Annotated in this window: 1 protein-coding gene; it reads right to left on the reverse strand. The window is 39.5% G+C overall.

All coding sequences use genetic code 11. The features are described from left to right. Nucleotides 1–78 precede the first annotated feature (78 nt). Nucleotides 79–1,599, reverse strand: coding sequence for an IS66 family transposase (gene tnpC, locus ECA1_RS16640; RefSeq protein WP_010749202.1), 1,521 nt, complete (start codon nucleotides 1,597–1,599; stop codon nucleotides 79–81). Nucleotides 1,600–1,625 lie beyond the last annotated feature (26 nt).

Below are 1,625 nucleotides of genomic sequence, written 5' to 3' on the forward strand. Positions count from 1 at the left end.
GTAAGCGTGTCATAGAATGGTACCTAAACACAAATAGCCCGATTTGATACACTCAAATCAGGTTATTTGTGGCTTATATTATTTACAGATTTCTTGTATCTGCTGATTCCATGGCAGATAAGCGCGTAGCGCTTCAGGTGTCATCGAAGACAGATTGGGAATCTCTGTAAAAAGATGATTTAAATATTTGCGGATGTTTAACCCATTCGCAACAGCTGTCTGGATAATACTCAATATAATTCCATTTGATCTAGCGCCTTTTAAGCTTTTAGAAAATAGCCAGTTTTTTCGACCGATCACTAACTCTTTGATGGCACGCTCTGCTCGGTTATTTGAAAGTTCCAACCGTCCATCAAGCAACACAATCTGAAGTCCGTCTTTATGATTGACTGCGTATTGAACCGCCTTTCCAAGCTGCGATTTTGGCAAATAAGCAAAACTCTCACACCAATGAAAAAATTCAGTCATCACAGGCTGCAACGTTTCCTTCCTCGCTACAAACCTTTCTTCTGCGCTAAGCTTATTAAAGGTCCGTTCGATTCGAAACATCTTGTCACAGAAGTCTAACCCTATTTTGGCATGACTTTTTGGGGACGGTTGTTTACCCAATGCTTCAAAAAACTTTCTGCGAACATGCGCCCAACAATAAACATTGTTTACCGGCAGCTTTCCATAGGCCGCGTAACCATCAGTATGCAAGAAACCGCTAAATGATTCTAAAAAACTTTTGGGCTCATCAACGGAACGCGAATTTGCGTGCTCGTAGAGCACAACTTGTTTTTCTTCGCTTTTACCTGAAGCATATAACCAGTAAAAGGTCTTTTCTTTATGAGTATTCAATACCCGATAGCTTGTCTCATCCGCGTGTAAGACCTCCTGATTGCTTAATTCTTGATGAAGGCAATTGTAGATTGGCTCTAAAACCATTTCACTTACCTTGATATGCCAATTAGTGATTTTTTTACGATCAAGAGGGAAACCAAGTGCATGCCATTCTTTTTCTTGTCGATATGCCGGCACCTTTTTAACAAATTTTTCCCAAATACTCTGTGTCACAATTGAAGAGGAACCTAGACTATTATTGATCAACGGTTTAGGAACAGGCGCTTTTTTGATTTTTGTTTCTCCTAATGCTTCACATTCTCTGCAATGATAGGCATGTTGGTAGATGACTTGTTTTTCTATATGGGCAGGAACATACAATGGCTCTTCTCTAAGCCTTGTCGCACCGATATCATGTAAAGTATGACCACAGTCTTCACACAAACAATCGGCACCTTTTAATTCATAATGAATAGGAACTTCAGGCAGACCTTCTAATGAAAGTGCTTTGAGTCCCTTGCGTTTTCTGCGTTTAAAAGAAGATACCGTAATGGTTTCCTGGCTTTCTTGTCCAGTGTGCTCTGGTTCATTAAAAGTTGAGTCGTCTAATAAATCGATTTGCCCATCTACGGGTGGTGTTTCTTTTTTTCGTCCAAACAAGCGTCGATTCATTTCAGCAATTTGTTCTCTAAGAAGAGTATTTTCCTGTTGCTGGATTTCAAGCAACTGTGTTAATTGCTTGATTTGTACAAGAAGTTCAGATTCCAATTTTGTCATTTTTACACCACCATTCTAGCGATTTT

Origin of the sequence: Enterococcus casseliflavus NBRC 100478 (assembly GCF_001544095.1) — a bacterium.
Lineage (GTDB): Bacteria > Bacillota > Bacilli > Lactobacillales > Enterococcaceae > Enterococcus_D > Enterococcus_D casseliflavus.